Genomic DNA, 23,593 nt, shown 5'->3' with positions numbered 1-23,593 from the left:
GCACCGTAGAATTGTACTCGAACTAAGGTGGTAGTCCACCTTGGTGAGCTACCCTAGCTTGACTTGCTATTTAGAGCTTAGTCAAACTTCTTACGTTACAATCGTGTTCGGTCTAAAAACTCGGAAAAAAGAGACGCAACCGTTTCAGCTTCAGCTGAATTACGGATGTGGCTACCTTTGGTGCGAACTTCCTTGTGTGCAAGCACACTGTGTCAGTTCCCTATTTTTCAGTCGTTTTTTAGACAACCTCACAAATTAGTTAGAATTGTACTCGAACTAAGGACTGTGCGAATTTCATGTTTAACTATTGCAGTTACTGCGTCGTAGACAACTGTACTTTCTTCGGTTTCACCTGTGAAAATACTAGTTGTCTTGACGAGGGTGCGTCTACGAAATCAAAGATTTCGGACTTACCGCTTATTTTCGCTGTGTCCTTTTAACGTTCTCGTTACTTACGACACGGAGACTATTCAGCCGATATTGCTGAATAGGCGAAGTTAGTGAGGTAAGTAGGTAGTCCACCATAGTGGCTACCGTAGTTTGACTTGCTCTTTAGAGCTTAGTCAAACTTCTTACGTTACAATCGTGTTCGGTCTAAAAACTCGGAAAAAAGAGACGCAACCGTTTCAGCTTCAGCTGAATTACGGATGTGGCTACCTTTAGGTGCGAACTTCCTTGTGTGCAAGCACACTGTGTCAGTTCCCTATTTTTCAGTCGTTTTTTAGACGACCTCACAACTTAGTTAGAATTGTACTCGAACTAAGGACTGTGCGAAAAAGATAAATCAGCAGGAAATCCCAATTTCCTTGGCTGATTTCCTATTTTCGCTGTGTCCTTTTAACGTTCTCGTTACTTAATCTACAAACACGTCTTCGTAAGCTACTGAGATGTCTGGATCTGGGCTTTCTTGTGCGAATTTCACAGATGCTTCTACTTGTTCTGCAACTTGTGCTTCGATAGCATCCAATTCTTCGTCTGTCGCAATCTTGTTTTCTGTCAAGTATTTGCGGTATTTCTTAAGTGGGTCTTTTGCTTTCCACTCGTTAACTTCTTCTTTTGTACGGTAGACACCTGCGTCGGCAGTTGAGTGACCAAACCAGCGATATGACTCAACCTCAACCATTGCTGGTCCGTTTCCTGCACGAACGTACTCGATGACTTCTTGCATTTTTTCATAAACAGCAATAACGTCGTTACCATCCTCAACATAGTGACCTGGCATACCGTATGCAGCAGCACGTTGGTAAAGGTGAGGAATCTTAGTCGAATAAGAAATATCTGTTGAGATACCGTAACGGTTGTTAGTGATGAAGAAAATAACTGGCAAGTTCCAAACAGCTGCCAAGTTCATTGACTCGTGGAATGAGCCTTCGTTTGTCGCTGAGTCACCTGAGAAGGCAATAACGATATTATCTGTACCAAGGTATTGTTGCGTAAGGGCTGCACCAACTGCAAGGGCATAACCACCACCTACGATACCGTTTGAACCAAAGTTTCCTTTTTCAACGTTTGCCAAGTGCATGGAACCACCACGACCTTTTGATGTACCAGTTGCCTTACCAGCAAGCTCAGCCATCATGCCATTGATGTCAATACCTTTTGCAATAACGTGACCGTGACCACGGTGATGTGAGAAGATGATGTCCTCATCTGTCAATCCAGCAATAGGTCCAACAGCCGCAGCTTCTTCACCGACTGAGAAGTGAGTCATACCTTGTACGAAACCGCGACGCACTAATTTGTTTAATTTCATATCAACATCACGGATTTGTTTCATTTTCAAGAACATGTCTAAATGTTGTTCTTTTGTGATAGATACCATAATTTCCTCCAAAGGTTTTTCTCTTTCTGTACTATGATAGACCAATATTTCACAAATAGCAAGTAATTGAACCGTTTTCTTTTTACAGAAATTTTCGTAAAAACCTTGATTTAGTGCGTTTTTTCACAAATTCCAAAAAGATTTATTTTCCTTGTTTGAAACTTTTTTCACAAACTTTGAAATGAGCTTGCACGCCGTCTTTCTTTCTGTTAATATAGGTACGGAGGTTCTTATGGAATTCGATTTATTTCTTATGATTTGTAACTACGTAGGCACTATCGCATTTGCTGTTTCGGGGGCCGTAAAAGGATTTAAGAAAAAGTTAGATATTTTTGGAATTAGCTTGCTCGGCATCATTACCGCTGTTGGTGGGGGAATTATTCGAGATACGATGGCCAATCGTATTCCTACTGCTTTGACTGATCCTACAGCCATCTATTTATCTCTCGGAGTAGCGATTAGCATGTACTTGATTGTTATCAATCTAAAGCAGGACAAACCACTTGATAAGAAGATGATTCATTTCCTTTCCCAGACAAACCTTATCTTTGATGCAATCGGTCTAGCCATCTTCGCCCTCATTGGAGCCAGTACTGGCATCTCTCTCCAGCTAAACGCTCTAACCAGTGGTATTCTGGCAGCTTTGACAGGTGTCGGAGGCGGAATCGCCCGTGATTTACTCGTCAATGAAACACCTATTGTTCTTAAAGAAGATGTCTATGCTGTCCTTGCATTTTTCTCAGGAGTCCTCTATCATCTTTGCGTTGTAAATTGGAAATTACCTCAAATTCCAACCTTCATCACCATTTTTACCATTTCTTTAATCATTCGATTATTGGTAATTAAATACAAAATCAATCTTCCCAATATGGAAAGCAAACGAAAGGTCTGAGTTCGTCAACTCAGACCTTTTTGTATTATTATTGATTACCAGCCACCGTGGCCACCAGCACCTGGCCCTGTCGCAGTGATTTGAGTAATCTGCTCACCGTTAACTGTCACAGTACCTCCTGTCAATTCAGCAGTTCCATCGAAGTCAAAAGCAGATTGAGCTGTTACATCGATTGTACCACCGGAGATGTAAATGTCTCCATTAGCATCGAAGGCATCCGTATCTCCACTACCTACAGCTACTTTCAAGTCACCACCAGTTACCTTGATAAAGATATCTGATGACGTTGTACTTGCCGCATTAATAGCATCATCTGAACCGTAAACATCTAATGTACCACCATTAATCGTGATGTTAGTACCGTCAAGTGCCTCAGCAGATTCTGATACTGTAATGGTACCTCCGTCAATTGTCAAAGCCGTCTCCGCTTTAATACCATCATCACCTGCTGTTACAGTAATTTCACCACCTGTGATAGTTGTATAACCTTTGGTAGTATCTGTATCATTTGTAGACTTGATACCATCACCACCTGCTGTTACATTGATTGTACCACCATTGATTGTCAATGAATCCTTACCACGAATACCATCGTCCACTGCAGTAACGGTAATGTTTCCTGAATTCACGACAAGGTCGTCCGTCGATACAATACCATCTTGGAAGTTCCCCTCAACTATCAAGCTACCATTACCAGTGACGGTCAAATCTGCTTCAACATGGATAGCCCCCTCAATATTGGTGTCTGTATGATTGCTGGTATCTTTCACTGTATTCGTCGTACCATCTTTGATTTCCAATTCAACATTATCAGCATTAATAACATTGATTGCTGCAGTATCTGAACTTGAAATCTCAGCACCTGCTAGAATGATGCGAACATTGGCATCTGTTTCAACCGTTACACCAGCTGTTGTTGAACCAGTCAAAATATAGGTTCCTCCCTCAGTAATTTTCAAGCCATCATTTGAAAGCGTCACTTCTGTCGTTGGAAGGGCTGACCAGTCAATAGATGACGAGCTCGAATCTGGTGAAGTGCTATTATTTGAAGTTGTCGCTACACTTGTCTGACTAGTTGCTGCTGAGCTTGAAGTAGTCGTTGAACTTGAAGTAGATGAACATGCTACTAAGACACCAAGACTCATAAGAGTAACACCAGAGTAAAGTAAGTTTTTAAGATTTGTTTTCATAATAAAGATTCCTTTTCTTTAGGAAGTCGTATCCCTTCCTGATATGCTCCTAGTTTACCTTTCCTTCCTAAAAGAAAGATTAACGATTGCCAAAAGAAAACTTAAAGTTCTTAGGAACTACAAAAGGCCGGGAAACCCAGCCTAGGAATAATCATTGATAAAATCTATAACTTAACCCAATGCAAGCTTTTCAACTCAAGCAAGGGAGATGTTTCAGGGTTGGTATCTGATTCAGAAATGCGTTTTAAACCTGGAATCATCGCATTGTATTGATAAATGCGAAAAACACCATCTCCTTCAAATAAGTATGTTCCATCCTGTAAAGGACGAAGTAGGGCGTCCGGTCCAATTTCAAATCCAAGATTGCGGAAATTATCCACCAAACGTAGACTCTCATCGGCAAGCTGAGTATAGAGGTCAATTAAGACATATTCTTCCGACTTGTCCAAAGCTAGAAGCAGCTCCTCTGTACCATCATAGTTGACATCATACAAACTATAAAATATTCCACTGTATTCTTGCCCCTGGCTAGTTAATAAGCTCAGATAGCTACTGACCTCATCCTGATTGATTGCCTCAGCAGGCTGCCCCATATTCGCTTGATAACGATCAATAACTGATTGGTATACCTCACTTAGTTCAGGAGTGGTCACTGAGGATGCTTGCGTCTCGGAGCTAGATGCTATCGTTGACGCTTGCTGCAAACTAGAACTATCTGAAACTTGGCTTGAAGCACTAGAACTAGAACTCTCACCACCTTTTACCTGATTAGACTGACAAGCACCTAATAGTACAACCGTGGACACTAACATCAGTTTACTAATAAATGTTTTCATAACTTCCTCCTGTGCTCTATCTTTGGTCTTATACTCTTCGAAAACCAAAATTATCCGTTGTCAAGAGCCTTGATGAGTGAAAAGCTCCAGTGGAGGTTTTCAGCCTGTTACCTTGAAATAAGATAGTAACAGAGTTCTATCTTCGACTTCGTTTCCTAGGCTACTTTTGATTCTCATTGAGTATTAGTATAACATCTTTCCGAGGGCTTGTAAACGCCACCATATATGGACAAAGCATCCGAGCCAGAAAAAGCCGAATGTTTCCATCCGACTTTTGTTGTTAATCTTTCTGATCAAGAGCACGCAACATTTGATCAATTTTATTACCGTACTCAATTGATTGGTCTTTTTCAAAGACCAAATCCGGAATTTTATAAAGAGTTAACTTACGACCAAGTTCTCTCTTAATGGTTCCCGTCGCTTTTTCAAGACCCATTTGTGCTTTTTGATTATCGGATGCCAAATTACTCATGATTGTGTAGTAAACCTTGGCCATTGACAAATCGCCGACCATCTGAACATCTGTAATGGTCACTCCCTGCACACGTGGATCACGAACTTTCTTTTGCAAAATCTCATTGACTTCGCGCTTGATTTCCATCCCGACACGGTCTGTACGAAAATGATTCGCCATATTCTTTCCTTTCTTAGATGATAGAAAAGCTGAGTTTCCCCAGCTTGAATAATCCAAGTAGATTAAAAACTATTGCTTTAAAATCTACTAAAATCTATTAAATTATCACTTCCTCGACAAAATCACTTGTCTATGATTTTGACAATAAGAAAATATTATTTTTTGATTTCTTCCATGATGTAAGCTTCAATGGTATCATCAACTTTCAAGTCGTTGTAGTTCTCAATCATCAAACCACCCTCTTGAGCATTACCAACTTCTTTCACGTCATCTTTATAGCGTTTCAAACTAGCTAGTTTACCATCAAATACTACAACACCATCACGGATAACTCGAACACTTGAATCACGGGTAACTTTACCACGAACAACCATGAAACCACCGATCGTTCCAACTTTGGATACCTTGAAGGTTTCACGAATGATTGCCTCACCAATGATTTTTTCTTCATATTCTGGGTCAAGCATACCTTTCATGGCGTCTTCCATCTCTTCGATAACCTTGTAAATGATGCTGTGAAGACGTACTTCAACATCATCTGCTTCAGCTTGGTTACGTGCTTCAGCTGTTGGACGAACGTTGAAACCAATCACAAGAGCATTTGAAGCTTCCGCAAGAGTAATATCTGATTCGTTGATCGCGCCGACTGCAGAGTGGACGATATTGACACGTACTCCCTCTACTTCAATCTTTTGAAGCGATGATGCAAGTGCTTCAACTGAACCTTGTACGTCAGCCTTGATAATCACATTAACTGACTTAACCTCACCTGCTTTAAGGGTATCAAAGAGGTTTTCAAGACTAACTCGTTGCGTTGCTTGACGCTGTTTAAGAAGAGCACGTTTAGCACGTTCTTCACCTGCTGCACGAGCTGATTTCTCATCCTCGTAAACTGCAAAGTGATCGCCTGCCATAGGTGCTTCGTTCAAACCAGTAATAGATACCGGTGTAGATGGACCAGCAGTTTTAACACGACGACCAAGGTCGTTTGTCATGGCACGAACACGTCCAAAGGTATTTCCGACAACGATTGGGTCTTGAACATTAAGTGTCCCTTGTTGAACGAGAAGGGTTGCAACCGCACCTTTCCCTTTATCCAAATGCGCTTCGATAACTGTACCAATCGCACGAACAGTTGGATCTGCCTTCAGTTCTTGAATTTCAGCAACCAAAAGAACAGTTTCCAACAATTCATCAATGTTTTGGTTAAACTTAGCTGAGATTTCTACAAATTCAGATTCTCCACCCCAAGCGGTTGAGATAACACCGTGCTCAGCCAATTCACCGATGACACGCTCTGGGTTTGCACCTGGCTTGTCAATCTTGTTGATAGCTACAATGATTGGCACATTAGCTGCTCTTGAGTGGTTGATAGCCTCAATTGTTTGTGGCATGACACCATCATCTGCTGCAACGACTAGGATGGTCAAGTCGGTAACAGATGCTCCACGTGCACGCATAGAAGTAAAGGCCGCGTGTCCTGGAGTATCCAAGAAGGTAATTTTCTTACCAGCTTCCTCAATTTGGTAGGCACCGATATGCTGTGTGATACCACCAGCTTCTCCAGTAGCAACACGAGAATTACGTAGGGTATCCAACAAGGTTGTTTTACCATGGTCAACGTGTCCCATGATAGTCACAACAGGTGGGCGTTCTGTCATCTCTTCTTCATTGAGGTAGCCCTCTTCTACGAAGAAACGCTCAATATCTGCGTTATCGACCTCTACCTTTTCTTTCGCTTCAATACCATAATCAACCATGAGGAGTTCGATAGTATCTCCATCCAAAGATTGGTTTTGAGTCGCCATAACTCCCATAAGGAAGAGTTTTTTCACAATTTCAGCAGGTTCGCGTTTAATCCGTTTTGCAATTTCTGCGACGGTCATGCCAGCAGTATATTCAAATTCAGTTGGCAATTCGTGGAACTTGCGTTCTGTGACAGGTTTGGCAGGTTGGTTAGCCTTGCCTTTTTTATTTTTCTTGTTGTTATTCCAGTTACTTGTTCTTTGATTTCTCACTTGATTTTGACTATTTCGATTTCTTTGTTGTTTCCGTGGACCATCTTCTTCGTCACTATTAAAGTCACGTTTTTTATCTGGTCGAGCTTGTTTCTTACGACGGGTATCTACAGTAGTTTCTGCAACTTGCTCTGGTACCGATGCAACAGGTGCAGGCTTCACAAATGGTTTGCTTTCCACAACCGGTTCTTCAAACTTAATTTCTTTTGGCTTCTTAGGTTGCTTTTTAGCTTCCTGAGCCTGACGAAAACGTTCTTCACTGGTACGAGCATACTCCGCATTTTGTTCTGCTTTCAAAGCAGCAGCACGCGCTTTGAAGTCAATTTTAGGTCCTGCTGGTTTTGCAGCCTCTCTTTGTTCAAAGCGAGCTGACTGACCTGGACGGTTGTCCTGACGACGGCTGGCACGATTATCGCGTCGTTCACCAAATCGGTTGTCTTTCCGCTCTTCTGGACGCTGGTCACGACGATTGTCGCGGCGATCATTTCGCTCATTGTTTGAACGTCCCTGACCTTGTTGACGGTTATCACGACGGTCCTGACCAGATTTAGTTTGACCACCTTTTCCTTGCCCCTGAGCTCGCTTAGCAGCCTGCTCTTTGGCACGTGCTTCACGTTCTGCCTTAAAGTTTCGACTCTGTGGACGATGTGGAGCTGATTGTACTGTAGCTGTCGCAACTTCTTCTTTTACTACTGGCTGTGTTTCCTTAGCTTTTTCTAGCTTAGCTGTTTCCACCTTTGGAGTTTCATCAACCTTCTCAGGCTTGCTAACTTTTGTCGCAACTTTAGTTGCCTCTGATTTTTGTCCACCAAAGCTTTCTGCAAGGCGTTTAGCACTTGCTTCATCTACGCTTGAAGCATGGCTTTTGACTTCAAAGCCCAATTCTTGAGCCTTAGCAACAACTTCCTTACTGCTTACGCCTAATTCACGGGCTATTTCATTCAATCTCTTCTTAGACAATGCCTTGTCCTCCTGTTCTATTCCATAATAGACCTCATCTTCTTTGTAAATCCAGCGTCTGTCACTGCAAGAACTTTTCTAGCCTTGCCGACAGCTGCACTCAATTCCAGTGTTGAAAACACTGTTACAACTTCTACTTGATAGGTATGACTTTTATCTGTTACTTTTTTACTTAAATTTCCAGCAGCATCTTCGGCTAAAAACACCAACTTTGCCTGCCCTTTTTGAATAGCTTCAACAACCAGGTCCTCACCAGAAACCAGGCGACCAGCTCGCTGGGCCAAACCTAATAAATTTAAGATTTTCTGTCTCTTATTCGAGTCCAAGTTCTCTCCTCTTGATCTTATGATCAACATAGGCAATTAATTCATCGTAAAATTCTTCGGTCACTTCCATACTAAAGGAACGATCGAAGACACGACGTTTCTTAGCTTGGCTTGCCTCATCATTATCAAGCTTGATGTAAGCCCCACGACCATTTGCCTTGCCTGTTGGATCGATAAATACTTGACCTTCTTTATTTTTTACAATACGGAGCAAATCCCGTTTGTCGATGATTTCACCGGACACCACAGACTTGCGCAAGGGTATTTTTCTAGCTTTTGCCATGGTTGCTCCTTTTGCCTTATTCTTGTTCTTCTTCGACTTCTTCTACAACTTCGTCTGTTGCATATTGAGTTGCTTCAAAAGCTTCATACTCCGATGCTGACTTGATGTCGATACGGAATCCTGTCAAATGCGCTGCCAAACGAACGTTTTGACCACGACGACCAATTGCCAATGACAACTTATCATCTGGTACAACGACTGTAGCATGTTTCCCATCTTCCGTGTCAAACAATACTTGGTCAACTTCAGCAGGTGCAAGGGCATTGTAGATAAATTCCGCTTCATCAGCTACCCACTCGATAACGTCAATATTTTCCTCAGTAGGAATCATACGGTCATTCTTAGCATCGTAACGAGCTGGATGGAATTTGCTAGTGATTTTCTTGATATTTGAACCACCACGACCAACGATCGTACCGATGGCATCCACGTTTGGATTATGGCTACGAACAGCCACTTTCGTACGGTCTCCAGCTTCACGGGCAACACTCATGATTTCAACTGTTCCATCGTATACTTCTGGAATTTCCTGCTCCATGAGACGTTTAATCATTTCTGGATGGCTACGGCTAACAAATACATTAACCCCACGACCATTGTCTTCTACCTTGTAGACATAGACTTCGATGCGATCATGAGATTGGAAAACCTCACCAGGAATTTGATCCTGTTTTGACAACTGTGCTTCAATCGTACCAAGGTTGACATAGATAAAGCGATTATCAAAACGCTCTACCGTACCTGACATAATCTCATTTTCATGTTGCTTGTAGGTATTGAAGGTAATGGCACGCTTTTGTTTGCGCATCTTTTCCATGATGGTCTGTTTAGCTGATTGAGCAGCTACACGTCCAAATTCCGCTGGGTCTTCTTGGAATTTAATTTTGTCACCCATTTCATAAGCTGATGAAATAGCCAAGGCATCTTTTAGACTAATTTCTAGTCGGCTATCAAATACTTCATCTACTACTTCACGAACAGTAAATACATGGAAATCGCCTTTTTTCTCGTCAAATTCAATCACTGCTGATTCTGATTGACCATAACGGCGTTTATAAGCTGAACGAAGCGACTCTGTAACTGCATCAATGATATCCGCTTTGTTAATACCCATGTCTTCCTCTAAAATACGGAAGGCTTCTAGCATTTCTTTACTCATGTTGTTTTCCTTTTGCGCTCAAAAGGTCCTTTCTTAAAGTCTAATATCTTTTAAAATACTCATGAAAGAGCATTATAACTTAACAGCCAAACGGGCCTTAGCTACCGTCTGGTAAGGAATAGTCACTTCCTTCTTACGAGTTTTATCCATATATTCCATAATCAGGTCTGTTCCATCAAAGGAGAGCAAAGTTCCTTCGAAAACCTTGATTTTATCAATTGCCTGATAGAGCTTAACATGGATGTACTTTCCAACTGCCTTTTCAACAGCATCTGCCGTTTTTAAAGGACGTTCCAAACCTGGACTTGTTACCTCCAGCATGTATTGGTCTGGAAATGGATCTGGTTTGATAGTGTCCAAAATCGGACTGATCTTTTCGGATAAATCTGCCGTATCTTGAAGAGAGATTCCACCCTCCTTATCGACAAAAATCGATAGGACATAGTCACCGCCCATTTTACCATATTCCACATCTACCAACTCGTAAGGAGTTTGAATAGCGGGGGTAATTGCTGCTGTGACCAATTCAATAATTGATGACATAAACACCTCCTACTTTTACAGTCGCTAGAAATACATTACTCAAATAGTTCGCACTATCCAGGACTCTCTATTTCCTTTGACAGTAAACTCCCTTGTACTATCATTCATTCTATATACAGAAATCCGTGTACAGGGAAAGGGTTGACTGACGCCAACCCCTTTTCTCATTATTCACTTCCATTATTCTATCATATCTATCCCTATTTGTAAAGGAAAACGATGGATTATAGTCATTTAGTTTATTCGACAAAGGAAAAAGGTCTCTGCTAGACCTCTCCTCATTTTCCACTAAGGGAATTATTGAAACTGTGCTTCCACACGATAGATGACTTGACCCTTGTTTGAGAATTTCTCCTCATACTCAGTCATAACGTTACCTTCCAAACCATCAGCATGCAAATCTAGCCAAACTTGCTTCAAGACCATGCCATATTGAGAAAAACTAGCTAGGCTATACTCAAACAGACCACGATTATCTGTTTTGAAGTGGATTTCTCCCTTCTCAGGTAGGATTTCCTTGTAGGTATCCAAGAATGACTTGTAGGTCAAACGGCGTTTCTCATGACGTTTCTTAGGCCATGGATCTGAAAAATTCAGATAAAGCTGATCTATTTCTGCCGGTGCAAAATAGTTGGTCAAACTCGAACCATCCACCTGCAATAATTTTATATTTGGCAAGCCAGCTTCAAGCACACGGTCCAAGGCATAGCTTAACACGGTCATCTGAATATCAATACCAATATAGTTAATATCTGGATTTTGCGCAGCCATACCAGTGACAAAGCGACCTTTACCAGAACCAACTTCTATGTGGATAGGATTATTGTTTCCAAAAATCTCTGCCCATTTCCCCTTACATTCCTCTGGATTGGAGATAACATACTGGGGATTGTTTGCTAGAAGCTCACTCGCTCCCTTACGATTTCTAACTCTCATACTTCCTTATAGAAACTCTGACGGAATTGCCGTAGAGCGTAAATTTCTTTATTTGCAGCCAAAACATTGTAGCTTTCTACATGCTTAGCAATTTGGTTTAGGTAGCCAAGCTGGCCATACCAATAAACCTTATTTAATACTGTGCTGTTATATTTGTAGCCATAAGCCCGAAGCCACTCTTCCCAGGACTGACGAGGAATATAATGCGTCAAAATATAGGCAACATCCAACATCCGATCCGTTACACAAGCGGTCTCCCAATCTGTCAAATACACCAAACCAGACGTCGTTTCTACCCAGTTACTATGATGCAAATCTCCGTGAACAAATGTTGCCACCTCTTGACGGAATCTTGGTAGATTATTCAATAAATCTTGGCAGATAGATTGCAGATAAGAATTCTGTCCCAATCTAGTTGGCGCCTCTTTTTGCCAACGATAAACCAAATCCTGAGGTTCCATATAGGTATAATTCATCTGCAAAGCCTGATTGAGCAAAATACGAGAATAGTGCATTCTCACCAGTATTTGACGAATCTGTTTACTAGTCATATCTTGACGCTCCAAGGTACGACCATTCAACCACTCCTGCTCTACACGATGCCCCATTCCTACTTCACGATTTGCTGACAAAACGGGTGGTGTAATTTGCTCACGCGCAAGAGCAGACACTATCGGAGGCATCTCATACTTCACAAAGACTGGCGTTCCGTCTGACCGTAGGCCTTTAAACGCTTTGCCACTATTTCCTGCAATAGACTGTAATTGTAGCCCACTGGTATCAAACTGCATGCCTTTCCTCCTTTAAAAATTCCCTACTATTTTACTAATTTTCGTCTATTTAGTCAATCAATTTTTTTAATTTTAGAGGCAAATATATTTCATGCAGGAAAATCCCCACGAGAAGTAAGACGACTACCATCGTATTCTCTTTAGAAAATAGCAGAGCAAAGCCCAATTCCACCAGTAATAGACTGTATAAAATCACTCTAAGCAAATTCTGAAGACCGATTTTCTTGGAAGCTTTCTCCAAAGGATACAGTTGTGTTACATATTGATAATCATAGTGCTTGTAAAGCCCCAACAACTGGAAGACAAGCAAATAATGAAAGACTAAAACTAGGCCGATGGATAACCACGATTCTTCAATGGCAAATAGGGACAAAATCGCCAACAACAGTAGACGTATCGTCAAGCCCAAGTAGTCTCCTGAACGCAAGAAAGCCCGTAAGTAGAGATAAAACCAAGTCTGTCTCGACTTGACAAGACGCAAGATTCCATTGAGATAGCTTCTCGGTCTAACTGTCGTGCTGATGCCTTTAACCGTCGTAAACAAGGCAAAGAAACGTAAAATAGACTGTTTCCTTTTTTGTTCATCTTGAATAGCCTTAGACCAGTCCAATACTCCCTGTGACTGATAAGCCACTAATTGGCGCTTGACAAGAAGACATTTTAAAACCAACAAAGTAAGAAGACCAGCTACAATCATCCACACCGGTAAACCCAGTTTCAAATAGATTGGTAACAAAACAAGCTGAACCACCACCTGTATAGAGGACCAAAACAAGACCGTGCGTCTGGCCGCAACCTCGAGTCCTTGCAGAATGTCTTTTTCCTTGGTCAATAAGAAGATTTGATCAGCTTCTTCTAAATAAGTCGCAATTCTTCCGGACAATAGCACCAGTAGACTGATTGCAATAACCACCAAAACAATCGGCAACGGATTCTCAGGGAATGACAACAATAATTGACGGTATTGCAAACTCAAAAAGCCTAATAAAACCATGAGAACCAAAACAAAATGGTCATTCAGAACATAGCGCAGATATTTGGAACAACGATTTAAAAAATCTAGTCGGCGTTGTTGAAACAATTCTTTCATCCAGCCACTCCTTCTTGCGTCAAGGCCAGATAAATTTCGTTCAGACTTGCACCATCCATACCAAATGCGCTTTGTAGTTCCTCCAAATTTCCAGTTGCACGGACCTGTCCCTGATGTAAAATCACAAAAGAGTCGCACATTTTCTCAGCTGAGTCAAGAACGTGAGTGGACATGAGAATGGAAGTTCCCTTAGATTTTTCTTCCTCCAAAAGAGCGATCAAGTCAGAGATAGCCACAGGGTCTAATCCCAGAAAAGGCTCATCAACAATCAGCAGACTCGGCTCCACCATAAAAGCACAAATAATCATGACCTTCTGCTTCATTCCCTTTGAAAAATTGACAGGAAACCAGTCCAATTTTTCATCCAAGCGAAACAGTTTTAACAAGTGCTCAACACGTCCCCAAGCTTGCTCCCAGGATAAATCATAGGCCATTGCTACCACTTCCAAGTGCTCTTTGAGGGTTAGTTCTTCATACAAACTTGGTGTTTCAGGGATAAACCCAATCTTCTTCCGATAATTTTCAGCCCCTTGTAGCAAAGTTAGGCCGTCAATTGCAATCTGTCCTTGATAAGGTGTCAAAAGACCGATAATTTCCTTAATAGTCGTTGATTTCCCTGCACCATTTAAACCAATTAGACCAACTAATTGACCATCCTCAACCGTAAAAGATACATCTTTCAAAACCGGGATATTGACATACCCTCCAGTTACATTTTTTACTTCTAACATACATTTCTTCCTACAATTTGATATAATTATTATAACAAAAATCCCAGAAAGAGGTTGCCATTATGTCGGATTGTATTTTTTGCAAAATTATCTCTGGAGAAATACCAGCTTCAAAAGTCTACGAAGATGACCAAGTATTAGCCTTCTTAGACATCACTCAGGTCACAAAAGGACACACATTGGTCGTCCCTAAAAAACACTACCGAAACGTGCTTGACATGGATGAAGAAGCTGCAGCCACACTCTTTTCTGTTGTGCCGACCATCGCTCGTCAGTTAAAAGAAAAACTTGGAGCTAGTGGTCTAAACATCGTTAATAACAACGAGGAGGCTGCTGGACAAACCGTCTTTCATACACACATCCATCTCTTACCACGCTTTAACAATCAAGATGGATTGAACATTCAATTTAAAGCCAACGACCCTGACTTCCCAGCCCTGGCTCAACTGGCACAAGAGCTCTATCTAGGAGAATAATATGAAACTTCGTAATATCATTTTAGCCGTAAGCGCCGCTACCGCCAGCTTCCTTGCAGTCACGCATCGGGATAAAATTGCTAAAGAAGTACAGGAAACCAAACAACTTCTATCAGATATTCAATTGAGCAAGGACAATATTCAGGAACAACTTGCCATTATCCAAAGTTTTCAAGAACCCTTGCAGGAAATGGCTTCTGACTTACAATATAAGACTCGAGTCTATCAGCAAAGTATTGCAGGAAACTTGGAAGAAATCCAACAGATTCTCAAAAAATACCAGAATGAGAATAGCACTCCCTGACATAGGGAATTTCCAAATATATAAAAATAGAGGTTGCAAACAACCTCTATTTTTATAGGCTTTTATACTCGCTCGTCAAAGTAATAAAAGAAAAACTGAATGACTACATTATTGTGACCCGTTTTCATCACCAAGTACTGGCTCTGTTGAAAAATCGATTACCTGCTCTTCTGTTGTTACAGTCGTAGTAGCTGATGGATTCCCTATTTCTGGATCCAAGCGTTCCGCCCACGGACTTGCTTCTAGCAACAAGAGATTTGTATATACATCATAAACGTTGATTGGACTTGGTAATCCCACTTGTCCTTCGTAAACCTTCACGTTTGTGACTAAGTCGGTCTTTTCTTCTAAGCCGATAGATTTTTTCAAAATATTTTGCATTTCCAATAGGTGTTCGCTGGTTGGTAATTGATAATAGATTGCATCAACCATTTGATCCACACCGCGCAACTGATAGGAATTCAACTTGGAGACAGAGTCTTTGTACCCCAAGAGACTTGGAATTGTCGCAGGACTAATCTCAATGTTGGTTCGCATATTATTGGAAATGGCAGTCAGAATCTTCTTATACTGGGTAAAACCGTCTAACTGAAGGAGTTTTTTTATAATAGCCGTTATAACTTCACGTTGACGTCTCTGACGACCAATATCCCCCTCAGGATCATCATAGCGCATCCGAGCATAAACCAGCGCCTGATTTCCATTTACCAACTGTTTCCCCGGCTGAACGATAGAGGTGTAGGCAGGCTCATGTTCCGAAATGGATATAGGGAAGCCAAGAGTATTATTTACCTCAATACCTCCAACCGCATCAACAAGCTCAACCAGACCATCCATATTTATTTCGATATAGCGGTCAATATTAATATCCATCATCTTTTCGATCGTGGCAATGGCCATCGGTGCCTGTCCGTAGCTATAAGAATGATTTAGTTTTTCAACCGTTCCTGAAGATTCCCCGCTCGCTTCTGCGATTTCAACCATAATATCACGAGTCAAGCTCATCATATTGGTTTCCTTAGTCTTAGGATTGACGGTTACCAAAATCATCGAATCACTACGACCACCCTCCCAATCTCCTCCACGGGTCGCTTGGTCCATATCCACCCCCATCAGTAGGATAGTTAGGGGCTCTGTCGCATCAATCGGAGTGATTTTTTCTTCTCCATCTAACTGCTTAAATGTTTTCGAAATAGCATCCGTAGAAAAATTTAACAAGCTGGCTCCATATATTAAGCCGGCACCTAGTGTTAAACCAACAATAGCCAAAGACATTAAGAATATTTTTTTTCCAATTGTCATACTTCACCAATTAACTTGCCCATATAATAAAGATCAAGCCATTCTCCTTCATCTGTTCTAGCCCCACGTATCTGGGTTCCTTCAATGTTGAATCCTAGTTTTTGATATAAATGTACTGCCACCTGATTGCGAACCTGAACCGTTAATTCCAAACGCTTCAATACATCCATTTCCTCTGCCCAATGCAATACTTCCTCCAGTAAAATCGTCCCTAGACCGTGACCCCAATAGGCTTTTTTTACTGCAATAAAAATATTTCCGATATGGCTAATGCGAAACTGCTTAGAGGACTTAACAGAAATTGCGCCGACGACTTCCGAACCAACTTTAGCCAACAGGCACAATTCACGAGGATTTTCGATTCCTGCTTCGAAGATGGTCTCCATTTCATCAACACTAAATCGAAAACCAGTCTCATCCATGACCAGATAATCCGTTTCTCTAGCAACTTGATTCATAAAATCAATAAAAGCTGCTGCATCAGCTGGTTCAGCTTCACTAAAATACACTTCTTTTTCAGACATTTTGGAACTCCTTCGCTAAATCGCTACTTTGAGCCCCATGAGATTCGACTGTCAATCGTCGACCATCTCCCTCTTTCTCTATACGAATGAGCAAATAGTCATCAAATAGACTGACATCCAGTAATTCTCCCCACTCGATAACCGTTAGACCACCTCCATAAAGAAAATCATCCAAATCAATCGAGTCAGGATCATCTCCAATTCGATAAACATCTAAGTGATAAAGTGGCAGGGTCCCCTCATACTCTCGAACAATCGTATAAGTAGGACTCTTAATCATCTGTTCAATTTTTAAACCCTTGGCCAAACCCTTGGTCAGAGTTGTTTTCCCAGCACCCAAATCTCCTGATAATACTAGAACTTGATTTGGCTTACAGGCTTTTCCAATTCTCTCACCAATGGCAATCAATTCATTTTCATTCTGACTATACATGTCTTTAATTATACCATAGCCCCAGTAGTTTGTCATAGGTCTACTAGAAATTGTAGACAAGTCGACAGAAAAAATCGCAAGCCAGAGCCTGCGATTTTGTTTATTCTACGCTGAAAAGATATGGGTAGACTGGTTGATTTCCTTGATGGATTTCGACCTCGACATCTTCAAATTGTTCTTCTAGCTGTTCAGCAAGAGTTTGAGCCAATTCTTCATTACCATCTTCACCGATATAGATCGTCACGATTTCGCTATCTTCATCGAGCATTTTCTCAAATGTAGCGACAAGTGTTTCCATCATATCTGGATTAGAAACCACAATCTTGCCATCAACCATACCAAGGTTGTCATTCTCATGGATTTCAAGACCGTCAATGGTTGTATCGCGGACCGCAGTTGTCACGCTACCACTTTTCACTTCTGCAAGTGATGCGGTCATAGCCTCAAAGTTGCTTCCCAAATCACGACTTGGATCAAAGGCAAGTAAGCTAGTAAAACCTTGTGGTAGGGTCTTGGTTTCCACAACCTTAACCGCAACTTCTGCAACCTCAGCAGCCGTCTGAGCAGCCATCAAGATATTTTTGTTGTTTGGCAACAAAATGACATTGCGGGCATTAACCAATTCAATAGCATTGACAAAATCTTCTGTTGATGGGTTCATAGTCTGACCACCTGAAATCACATAGTCAACGCCTTGTGATTTGAAAATTTCTGTCAAACCTTCACCAGCAGCAACCGCAATAATAGCATACTCTTTTTGTTCAGTCGGTTTTTGGAAAGTTTCTTCTTTTTCGACCTGAGCTTCATGTTGCTCACGCATATTGTCCACTTTTACCTTGACCAAGCTACCGTATTGAAGACCCGCTTGCATGACCAAACCTGGATCTTCTGTATGGACATGGACTTTAACGATTTCATCATCGTTGACTACAAGGAGGGAATCCCCAAGGTCGTTGAGATAGTTACGGAATTCTTCATAATCAAAGTCCTTCACATAAGTAGGACCTTGGCGAAGAGCTACCATGATTTCGGTACAATAACCAAAGGTAATGTCTTCTGTTGCAACATGTCCAGCCACTGACTTGTGGTGCTCAGCATTGATCATTTCAGACATAACAGCAGGTGTCGCCTCAAAATCTTCCGAAGCAATATACTCACCTGTCAAAGCTGACAAGAAGCCTTCATAAATGTAAACAAGACCTTGTCCACCTGAATCGACAACACCAACTTCCTTCAAGACTGGAAGCATCTCTGGCGTTTTCTTAAGAGCACGATTAGCACCGTCAAGAGTGGCACGCATGACCTCAACCGCATCATCAGTCTCTTCTGCCTTTTTTAAAGCGGCAGTGGCTGCCCCACGCGAAACAGTAAGAATTGTACCTTCAACTGGCTTCATAACGGCTTTATAAGCCACTTCTACACCATGTTGAAAGGCTTGCGCCAAATCCTTACCGTCCAATTCAACCTTGCCTTTAACAGATTGACCAAAGCCGCGGAACAATTGCGACGTAATAACACCTGAGTTTCCACGAGCTCCCATCAACAAGCCCTTAGAAAGAATTTGTGCAACTTCTCCAACAGTAGAAGCAGACTTATCTGCCACTTCTTTAGCACCATTGGTAATAGTCATCCCCATGTTGGTACCAGTATCCCCATCTGGAACTGGGAAAACATTGAGTGAGTTCACATATTCGGCTTGTTTATTCAGACGAGTTGATGCTGCCTGCACCATTTCTTGAAATAAACTAGTTGTAATTTTAGACACAATTATTCTCCTACGACTTTGATATTTTGGATAAAGACATTGACGGCATCTACAGAGATACCTAGTTGATTTTCCAAGTTGAACTTAACACGTTCTTGGATATTGCGAGATACTTCACTGATCTTTACACCGTAGCTCATCACAGTATAAACATCGACTGCAATGCGACCATCTTCCAAGGTCTTGATCACAACACCTTTAGAATAATTTTCTTTTCTCAAAAGTGCTTGAAAATTATCCTTGATCGCAGACTTACTAGCCATCCCAACAACACCGAAAATCTCAGTCGTAGCACCGCCAACAACTGTGGCAATCACGTCATCAGTCAATTCGATTTGGCCGTCTTTAGTATTGATTTTAACAGTCATAATTCGTTACCTCAAATAGTTTTATCACTCCATTCTACCACATTTTCTGCTTTCTGTAAAAAACAAGCTTGTTACATCGGATTTTACAAAAAAAGAGCTCCCAAAGGAACCCTTTTCACAATTAACCTAAACGCTGCTTAGCATCTGCTGCACGTTGGAAAGCTTGTCCGACATAGTTGATACAGAGCATCATCACAAGGATGAAGATGGCTGCTGGCAACCAAATCCATGTCTTGTTTTCCAAAATATCTGCATTGCGGGCATTGGCAATCAAGGTACCCAAACTTGGTACTGTCGATGGTAGACCGAAACCAAGATAAGTCAACGAAGTCTCGATACCGATATTTCCCGCAAAGTTCAAGGTCAAGTTAACGATAATCAATGAACTTAAGTTTGGTAAAATTTCACGGAACATAATCATGAAGTCGCTTGTTCCCAATGTTTTTGATGCATTGACATAGTCCAAACTTGCCTCTGACAAAGTCCTTGTACGGAATAGACGAGCCTTGGCCGTCCAATAAAAGGCACTCATGATAAGAATGAAATGATAGATTGTATAGTTCTTGATAACTGTCACGAAAACAATGATCAACATTGTCACCGGCAAAATCATGATGAAATCGACAATACGCATCAAGAATCCGTCCAAACGACCGCCATAATAACCAGAAATCAGACCGACAGAGATTCCGACAATACTTGTAATAATCGTAATGGTAAAACCGATAATAATCGAGTTACGAGCACCGATAATCAGCTGACCAAAGATATCTTTACCACCTTCATCTGTCCCCAAGATATAGCCGTTAACACCTGGTTCCAAGTAACGTCCCAAAAGGTTGACTTTCATAACTTGTTCTTGATTCAACAGAAGCGCTCCGATAAAGACTGTCAAAAGAACCGTCACTAAGATAATTAATGAGGTCAATGCAAGTCGATCTTTCATAAACTCCCGCGCGATGACACGGAAGCCACCTGGAGGAGTTGAAGCAGATTGTACTTGTTTTTTATTTTCTTTACTCACCTTACTCCTCCTTCTATTTCACACGGATACGTGGATCCACGATACTCATGATAATATCTGAAATCAATGTCCCCAACAAAGTACCCATACCAAATACCAACAATAAAGCTAAGATAACACTATAGTCACGACTAGAAATAGAGTTAAAGAATAACTGACCGATACCTGGGTAAGTGAAAATATTTTCAATAAAGATAGAACCACCAATTAATCCTGTCAATTCATAGCCCAAGAAAGATGCGATCGGTAAAATCGAATTACGGAAAATATGACGGTTATAAACAACTCTCTCAGGAACACCTTTGGCACGAGCTGTACGAACATAGTCCTGGCTCTTAGCATCAATAATCCCCGTACGGAGATATTGAATAGTAACTGTTGTTGACAAAATCGCCATTGTAATCGCTGGCAGAATCATATGGTGTAAACGACTGAGAGTCGCTGCAAATCCTTCCACACCACCGCTAATCGAACCGCGCGTCGGGAACCAGCCCAAACTAAAGCCAAACATCCAGAGCATGAGGATGGCAAAAACGAAAGTTGGAGTTGAAAATGTCAAGAAGTTATACACGCCAATGATTTTATCTGCAAGTGAGTTTTGATAACGACCTGCAATCATACCCAATGGAAGTGCAATCAAATAAGTCAATACCATCGTCAAGAGGGATAATCCAATTGTATTATTCAAGCGCTGCATGATGACATCAACAACTGGTTGTTTAAAAATAACACTCTGACCAAAATCTCCTTGCAAAAGATTGCCTACCCAACGGAAATACTGAACAGGGATTGGGTCATAATAACCTGCCGCAATCCGTTTTTGTTCAATGATTGCTGGATCAATATTTGGGTCAATCAATCCTGTAAAGGGATCCCCCGGCATCATCTTCGCAACAAAGAACGCAATGACACTCAAAATAATAATCTGCGGAATCATCATGAGTAAACGACGTAATACTGTTTTCCACATCTTAGTTCTGACCTCCTTCTGGAAGGGCTACTTGATGAGTTTCTGAGAAGGATCTCAAATCGTACACACGACCGTTTTCATCATAGTATTGACCTTGCATTTCTTGATATTCTTTTTCAGCAGCCAAACGCTTTTCTTTATTCTTCAATCGATTGAGTGGGTCAATCGTTGGAATAGCTGACAACAAACGTTTAGTATAAATGTGTTGTGGATTATTATAAATATCGTTCTTATTTCCTGTTTCTACGAAACGTCCGCGATACATGATGAACAATTCATCACACATGTGTTGCACAACACCGAGGTCATGGGAAATAAAGAGATAGCTGAGCTTAAACTCATCTTGGATACGTTTCATATAATTCAAGACCTGTGCCTGCACAGACAAATCCAAGGCAGAAACCGGCTCGTCTGCAATAATCAAACGAGGATTACTAGCCAAGGCACGAGCAACACCGATACGTTGGCGTTGACCACCTGAGAATTCGTGAGGATATTTAATCAGAGCTTCTTCATTTAGACCGATTGTATCCAAGAGTTGAAGAACCTTTTTCTTTTCTTCATCTGGAGATAAGCGGTCAAAGTTACGAATTGGTTCTGCAATGATGTCCAAGATACGTTTTTTCGGGTTGAAACTTGAAAGAGAATCTTGGAAAATCATTTGAACATCACGATTAAAGTTTCCTTTTTTACCACGTGATTTGTTGGTTACATTTTGTCCTTCATAGATAATCTGACCAGAAGTGGCACGCTCTAAACCGATAATTGCCTTACCAATGGTCGATTTCCCAGAACCTGACTCACCTACCAAACCATAGGTTTTTCCTTCTTCAAACTCAATATTAACGCCATCGACAGCATAGACATGATCCGTCACACGGTTAAAGAAGCCACTACGAATTGGATAATGGACTTTTAAATCTTTTACTTCAATAAATCCCACTATTAGGCCTCCCCTTCAAAATAGAATGTCTCATGGCAGGTACAACGAACAAAGTGATTTGGACCTACCTCGTGCATACTCGGATTCTCTTCATGAGCCTCTGCTCCAATCCACGGAATACGCGGAGCAAAACGGCAACCCTTACGAACCATTTTTGTAATCGGCGGCACAATACCTTCAATAACATGAAGATCGCCTCCTTCGCTACCTGATTGAGGATTTGACTTCAAGAGCGAACGTGTATATGGATGTTTTGGATTGGTAAACAATTCTTCTACTGGCGCTACTTCGACAAACTGACCACCGTACATGACCGCCACACGATCAGCAGTCTCTGCAACTACTCCCAAGTCATGGGTAATCAAAATAATACCCGAACCTGTCTCCGCTTGAATATCATTTAAGAGATCCAAGATTTGTGCTTGAATTGTAACATCCAAGGCCGTTGTAGGTTCGTCCGCAATAATAATTGGCGGTTTACAAGACAAGGCCATAGCAATAATGATACGCTGACGCATACCACCTGAAAGCTCATGTGGATACTGTTTGAATGTCCGCTTAGGATTTGGAATACCTACCTGAGCCAAGAGTTCCAAAACTCGCTCTGTACGAGCATTGGCATCCAAATCAGTATGATAGAACAGTGCCTCATCAATCTGTGCACCAATCGTCATCAATGGATTTAGAGAAGCCAAGGGATCTTGGAAAATCATACCAATATCATTACCACGTACCGTATTGTACTTAGCTTCATCCATGCCAATCAATTCCATATCATTGTACTGGATGCTTCCTGTGATTTTGGTATTCAAAGGGTTATGCAAGCCCATGATGGTCGTTGCCAAAGTTGATTTACCACAGCCAGATTCCCCTACAATTGCCAAAATTTCATTTTTTTGCAATGAGATATCAACACCGTCAACAGCGTCAAAATAATCATCTCCAATACGGAAACCGACGTGTAAATCTTTAATGTCTAAAAGCGGTTTTTCGGTAGCCACGCTTTTTCCTCCTTTATGTGCCAGCTAATCAAGCTCAATCAATTCAATAGCCTTACGATTATCAAGTTCATATAACGTTTGATTAACTGACTTTATATAACTACTCTAGAATAACATATTTCTACCAAATTATCGTTTGATAGCGATTACCCAGAAGTAAAAAATGTACCTATATCCAATCATAAATCAAGACCATCCCTATCACTGTCTCAATTAGGAATTGAGTAGGTTAATGTTTTTCATCTTGAGTTTTTGTTAGTAGGGACTCATTT

Annotated in this window: 25 protein-coding genes; 3 read left to right on the top strand and 22 right to left on the bottom strand. The window is 41.2% G+C overall.

The window, feature by feature from the left end:
• Positions 1-853: 853 nt before the first annotated feature.
• Positions 854-1,822: a thiamine pyrophosphate-dependent dehydrogenase E1 component subunit alpha gene (locus ODU45_RS03790; RefSeq protein ID WP_398580803.1), complete on the bottom strand. Its 969-nt coding sequence runs from the start codon at positions 1,820-1,822 to the stop codon at positions 854-856.
• A gap of 232 nt (positions 1,823-2,054) precedes the next feature.
• Between ODU45_RS03790 and ODU45_RS03785 the strand changes: the two genes are divergently transcribed.
• A complete protein-coding gene (locus ODU45_RS03785; RefSeq protein WP_024385176.1) occupies positions 2,055-2,714 on the top strand; it encodes a trimeric intracellular cation channel family protein in 660 nt (219 codons plus the stop codon).
• A gap of 35 nt (positions 2,715-2,749) precedes the next feature.
• Here ODU45_RS03785 and ODU45_RS03780 read toward each other — a convergent pair whose 3' ends face one another.
• From ODU45_RS03780 to ODU45_RS03725, 12 genes are all read right to left on the bottom strand, one after another.
• On the bottom strand, positions 2,750-3,904 hold the full coding sequence (locus tag ODU45_RS03780) for a carbohydrate-binding domain-containing protein (protein ID WP_398580802.1): 1,155 nt from the start codon (positions 3,902-3,904) through the stop codon (positions 2,750-2,752).
• Between the two features lie 164 nt (positions 3,905-4,068).
• Positions 4,069-4,740 (bottom strand): colicin lysis protein, encoded by a 672-nt coding sequence (locus ODU45_RS03775; protein WP_105179572.1) that lies wholly within the window; start codon positions 4,738-4,740, stop codon positions 4,069-4,071.
• Positions 4,741-5,020: 280 nt separating this feature from the next.
• Entirely contained in the window at positions 5,021-5,374 is a 354-nt protein-coding gene (rbfA, locus tag ODU45_RS03770; protein ID WP_398580801.1) for a 30S ribosome-binding factor RbfA, read from the bottom strand.
• A gap of 155 nt (positions 5,375-5,529) precedes the next feature.
• The gene (gene infB, locus ODU45_RS03765; RefSeq protein ID WP_105179571.1) at positions 5,530-8,352 is read right to left on the bottom strand and encodes a translation initiation factor IF-2; all 2,823 of its coding nucleotides are present in this window, start codon (positions 8,350-8,352) and stop codon (positions 5,530-5,532) included.
• Between the two features lie 17 nt (positions 8,353-8,369).
• Positions 8,370-8,708, bottom strand: coding sequence for a YlxQ-related RNA-binding protein (locus tag ODU45_RS03760; protein WP_043028741.1), 339 nt, complete (start codon positions 8,706-8,708; stop codon positions 8,370-8,372).
• Positions 8,665-8,961, bottom strand: a complete 297-nt coding sequence (gene rnpM, locus ODU45_RS03755; RefSeq protein WP_024389460.1) for an RNase P modulator RnpM — start codon at positions 8,959-8,961, stop codon at positions 8,665-8,667. Before rnpM ends, ODU45_RS03760 begins: the two co-directional genes overlap by 44 nt.
• A 16-nt stretch (positions 8,962-8,977) precedes the next feature.
• Positions 8,978-10,120, bottom strand: a complete 1,143-nt coding sequence (nusA, locus tag ODU45_RS03750) for a transcription termination factor NusA (RefSeq protein ID WP_014638606.1) — start codon at positions 10,118-10,120, stop codon at positions 8,978-8,980.
• Between the two features lie 72 nt (positions 10,121-10,192).
• Complete coding sequence (rimP, locus tag ODU45_RS03745; RefSeq protein ID WP_002942369.1) at positions 10,193-10,663, bottom strand: ribosome maturation factor RimP; 471 nt, start codon at positions 10,661-10,663, stop codon at positions 10,193-10,195.
• A gap of 297 nt (positions 10,664-10,960) precedes the next feature.
• Positions 10,961-11,599 carry a tRNA (guanosine(46)-N7)-methyltransferase TrmB gene (trmB, locus tag ODU45_RS03740; RefSeq protein ID WP_002939002.1) on the bottom strand — a complete coding sequence of 213 codons (639 nt, stop codon included), beginning with the start codon at positions 11,597-11,599 and terminating at the stop codon, positions 10,961-10,963.
• Complete coding sequence (gene ccrZ / locus ODU45_RS03735; RefSeq protein WP_002942360.1) at positions 11,596-12,390, bottom strand: cell cycle regulator CcrZ; 795 nt, start codon at positions 12,388-12,390, stop codon at positions 11,596-11,598. The genes trmB and ccrZ overlap by 4 nt, the downstream gene beginning before the upstream one ends.
• Before the next feature lie 49 nt (positions 12,391-12,439).
• Entirely contained in the window at positions 12,440-13,480 is a 1,041-nt protein-coding gene (locus tag ODU45_RS03730; RefSeq protein WP_332420698.1) for an ABC transporter permease, read from the bottom strand.
• The gene (locus ODU45_RS03725; protein ID WP_002942356.1) at positions 13,477-14,211 is read right to left on the bottom strand and encodes an ABC transporter ATP-binding protein; all 735 of its coding nucleotides are present in this window, start codon (positions 14,209-14,211) and stop codon (positions 13,477-13,479) included. Before ODU45_RS03725 ends, ODU45_RS03730 begins: the two co-directional genes overlap by 4 nt.
• Positions 14,212-14,273: 62 nt before the next feature.
• On the opposite strand from ODU45_RS03725, the gene ODU45_RS03720 reads away from it, so the two are divergent.
• Both ODU45_RS03720 and ODU45_RS03715 read left to right on the top strand, forming a co-directional pair.
• A complete protein-coding gene (locus ODU45_RS03720) occupies positions 14,274-14,687 on the top strand; it encodes an HIT family protein (RefSeq protein WP_029171023.1) in 414 nt (137 codons plus the stop codon).
• A 1-nt stretch (position 14,688) separates the two neighbouring features.
• Positions 14,689-14,991, top strand: a complete 303-nt coding sequence (locus ODU45_RS03715) for a hypothetical protein (protein WP_024395377.1) — start codon at positions 14,689-14,691, stop codon at positions 14,989-14,991.
• Positions 14,992-15,099: 108 nt separating this feature from the next.
• On the opposite strand, the gene ODU45_RS03710 is transcribed toward ODU45_RS03715, so the two are convergent.
• From ODU45_RS03710 to ODU45_RS03670, 9 genes are all read right to left on the bottom strand, one after another.
• The gene (locus tag ODU45_RS03710) at positions 15,100-16,293 is read right to left on the bottom strand and encodes an LCP family protein (RefSeq protein WP_398580800.1); all 1,194 of its coding nucleotides are present in this window, start codon (positions 16,291-16,293) and stop codon (positions 15,100-15,102) included.
• Positions 16,290-16,817: a GNAT family N-acetyltransferase gene (locus ODU45_RS03705; RefSeq protein ID WP_172027612.1), complete on the bottom strand. Its 528-nt coding sequence runs from the start codon at positions 16,815-16,817 to the stop codon at positions 16,290-16,292. The genes ODU45_RS03710 and ODU45_RS03705 overlap by 4 nt, the downstream gene beginning before the upstream one ends.
• Positions 16,810-17,250, bottom strand: a complete 441-nt coding sequence (gene tsaE / locus ODU45_RS03700; protein WP_024412041.1) for a tRNA (adenosine(37)-N6)-threonylcarbamoyltransferase complex ATPase subunit type 1 TsaE — start codon at positions 17,248-17,250, stop codon at positions 16,810-16,812. Before tsaE ends, ODU45_RS03705 begins: the two co-directional genes overlap by 8 nt.
• 100 nt (positions 17,251-17,350) lie before the next feature.
• Positions 17,351-19,015 (bottom strand): DAK2 domain-containing protein, encoded by a 1,665-nt coding sequence (locus ODU45_RS03695; RefSeq protein ID WP_398580799.1) that lies wholly within the window; start codon positions 19,013-19,015, stop codon positions 17,351-17,353.
• A gap of 2 nt (positions 19,016-19,017) precedes the next feature.
• Positions 19,018-19,383, bottom strand: a complete 366-nt coding sequence (locus ODU45_RS03690; protein WP_002939192.1) for an Asp23/Gls24 family envelope stress response protein — start codon at positions 19,381-19,383, stop codon at positions 19,018-19,020.
• Between the two features lie 121 nt (positions 19,384-19,504).
• Positions 19,505-20,407 carry an ABC transporter permease gene (locus ODU45_RS03685; protein ID WP_398580798.1) on the bottom strand — a complete coding sequence of 301 codons (903 nt, stop codon included), beginning with the start codon at positions 20,405-20,407 and terminating at the stop codon, positions 19,505-19,507.
• A gap of 13 nt (positions 20,408-20,420) precedes the next feature.
• Positions 20,421-21,377, bottom strand: coding sequence for an oligopeptide ABC transporter permease (gene opp4B / locus ODU45_RS03680; protein WP_002938143.1), 957 nt, complete (start codon positions 21,375-21,377; stop codon positions 20,421-20,423).
• A gap of 1 nt (position 21,378) precedes the next feature.
• Positions 21,379-22,320 (bottom strand): ATP-binding cassette domain-containing protein, encoded by a 942-nt coding sequence (locus ODU45_RS03675; RefSeq protein WP_002938145.1) that lies wholly within the window; start codon positions 22,318-22,320, stop codon positions 21,379-21,381.
• Between the two features lie 2 nt (positions 22,321-22,322).
• Positions 22,323-23,321: an ABC transporter ATP-binding protein gene (locus ODU45_RS03670; protein ID WP_002942324.1), complete on the bottom strand. Its 999-nt coding sequence runs from the start codon at positions 23,319-23,321 to the stop codon at positions 22,323-22,325.
• Positions 23,322-23,593: the final 272 nt, after the last annotated feature.

Source organism: Streptococcus sp. 2022WUSS135, from assembly GCF_044427045.1.
Classification (GTDB): Bacteria; Bacillota; Bacilli; order Lactobacillales; family Streptococcaceae; genus Streptococcus; species Streptococcus hashimotonensis.
This window is presented reverse-complemented; position numbering and strand designations above follow the sequence as displayed.